Below are 2,768 nucleotides of genomic sequence, written 5' to 3'. Positions count from 1 at the left end.
CACCGCCGCCGGAGCCGTGCCGCAGGGCCGCAGCCACGCCGAGCACATTGCCCGCACCGCCGCCCTTGCCGACGAAGCGGAAGGCCCTGCCGCCGTGCTGGTCAGCGTGTCCACGGCCCCCCGCGCCCTGCAGGAACTGAATCTGACCGAACTGACAGAACTGGCCCGCACCGCCGGGGTGCGCTGCGCGGGCACCCTGATCCAGCGCGTGCCCTCGCTGAACCCAAAGTTCATCCTGGGCAAGGGCAAGCTGGCCGAACTGGAGGTGCTGGCCCTGCAGGGCAACGCCACCATGATCATCTTCGACGGTGAACTTTCACCGGCCCAGTTGCGCAACCTGGCCGACCTGACCGAGCGCAAGGTGCTGGACCGCACCCAGCTGATCCTGGACATCTTTGCCCAGCACGCCACCACCCGCGCGGGCAAGTTGCAGGTGGAGATGGCCCAGCTGAAGTACACCCAGCCCCGGCTGGTGGGGAAAAACCGCGCCATGGACCGGCTGATGGGCGGCATTGGCGGGCGCGGCCCCGGCGAAACCAAGCTGGAAACCGACCGTCGCCGCATCCGAGACCGCATCGGGCGCATCAAGGACGAACTGGAATCGCTGCGCCGCCAGCGCGCCTATGCCCGCGCCCGGCGAGCCAAGCAGCGGGTGCCGCTGGCCTCGCTGGTGGGCTACACCAACGCGGGCAAGTCCACCCTGCTCAACGCCCTGACCAACAGCGCGGTGCTGGCCGAAAACAAGCTGTTCGCCACGCTGGACCCCACCACCCGCCGCCTGCGCTTTCCGCACGAGCGCGAACTGATCCTGGCCGACACCGTCGGCTTCATCCGCAACCTGCCCAAGGAACTGCTGGAAGCCTTCCGCGCCACGCTGGAGGAACTGGAGGCGGCGGACCTGCTGATCCACGTGGCCGACGCGGGCCACCCCGAACTGGACCGCCAGTTGGGCGCGGTGGACACCATCCTCACCGACATGGAACTGCACGAAGTGCCACGCCTGCTGGTGCTGAACAAGTGGGACACCCTGGACGAGGAAGCGCGCGAGGCCCTGCGCGCCGTGCACCCAGACGCCATCACCCTGTCCGCCGCCACGCGGCAGGGGCTGGACGAACTGGTGGCGTCCATTGCCGCCCGCATCGACTGGGAACGCGACCTGCGCCCCTGCGGCAAACGCACGGGCAAGGACGGCGGCGAGGGTGACGGAAACGAGTGCCCGTCGGTCGATGGGGACGACGGTGACGCCGGGGACTGCCCGGATGATGCGGGCACAGGCGAAGCGGACACAGATGACGCGGACGCCGGGTACGACTGGCCGGAAATGGAATCGGACCGGCGGAACTGACGCACGCCGCGTTGGCCGCCGCCGCGCTCTCCCGCGCCCCGCAGGCGAACCACGGGATATGGCACCGGGCGCCCGACGGCTCGCACGACTGGCGTACCCCCGGGCGCACAACCGGACACGCGATGGGGGCGACGAGACACAACAAGACACGCTACCAGGGCTCGCGCCAAACACCGCGCAACCCTGCATCGTGCGAGCGCACAATTTCATGTGACGATGCACTACCGCAACATGGCGCTCAATACTTCGGATTCATTGGCTATCTTTTTTTCATAAAAAATGCCCTTTCTTTTCGGAATATTGCAACAGCAACACGGGGGCACTGCAACATGGCAACATGCGCATATCCAACTCCATCAATGGATGCGCCATGTTGCGCAGTCAAGAAACACGACATCATAACGCCGCAATAGTGCCGCCGCGTCGCCACACCCCCTTTACAGCCGACACGCGCAGGGCTAGGGTTTAATCACCGGCGAAAGAGATCGACCTAGCCAGTGGGTCGGCATCCCGCCGGAGTACACAGCAACGCCGAGGGCGTTGCGAGGTCCGCAACCAGTGCACAGAGTGCTCGCAGCCTGAGACCAAACCAGGCGGAGCCCAGCCGAGCCACGGCACGACGCACGGAACGCGACAGGGGCCAGAAGCGAAGGAACGCCATCGGAGGACTGTTCTGGCAGAGATTTACCCCCATAACGGCAAAGAGAGTTGCCCCCAATGAATAGGGACACGGAAGATAATCCCTAACAGGCGTGCAGCAGAGATCCCGGCGCAGAGCGCGGAATCTCCCGGATATCCGGAGCGGCACGCCTTTCTTTTTGCCGTTTTCCGGCTGGCGCGCCCGGCATGCTCAGCCCCATAGCGGCCCTTGCGCCGCCCCCCTCGCCACCCGATTACCCGGCCATTCGCCGTCGCCCACGTTCACTGTCCCCGCCCATCGCCCCGCCAGACGCTTCCCCGTGCCGCAGCCCATTCTGCCGCAGCCCCTGCCAACTCAGCCTCCCCTCCGCCCCATCCCCCCAATCCCCCTGCAGTTTCCGCGTGCGCACCGCCACCTGCAGCCTCCGCCCACACTTTTCTTTGCACCGGCCTTGCAGTAAGCACACGCAGACCTTGCCACGCGGCGCGAAAGCGCCTAAATCATACCCAGACGGTAGGCAATAACCCCACTCGCGTGGGGTATTTCACGCCGTCGCCCCGACGTTACGGCGTCACCCCCGGCTGCATGGCAGCGCCACAACGGGCCCATTGCACGCAGCCATCTTGACGACCGCCCGCGCCTGGGGCAGTGCAACCCCTTGCGGGGCCGAACTTTTCCGGCCATTCCGTACCGCGTCGCCGCAGCTGCCGCATGTTCCGGCCAGCCCGGCGCACCCGCGAAAGCCCGAACAGACGCGCGACCCCGTGCCGCGCGCCGCACCCC

At 66.8% G+C, this 2,768-nt stretch carries 1 protein-coding gene; it reads left to right on the top strand.

Going from position 1 to position 2,768, the window contains the following annotated elements; genetic code table 11:
* On the top strand, positions 1-1,345 hold a 1,345-nt coding region (gene hflX, locus FVW20_RS11900), incomplete at its 5' end, for a GTPase HflX (protein WP_196609786.1).
* Positions 1,346-2,768: the final 1,423 nt, after the last annotated feature.

The sequence above is a fragment of the Nitratidesulfovibrio oxamicus genome (assembly GCF_015731765.1).
GTDB lineage: Bacteria > Desulfobacterota > Desulfovibrionia > Desulfovibrionales > Desulfovibrionaceae > Cupidesulfovibrio > Cupidesulfovibrio oxamicus.
This window is presented reverse-complemented; position numbering and strand designations above follow the sequence as displayed.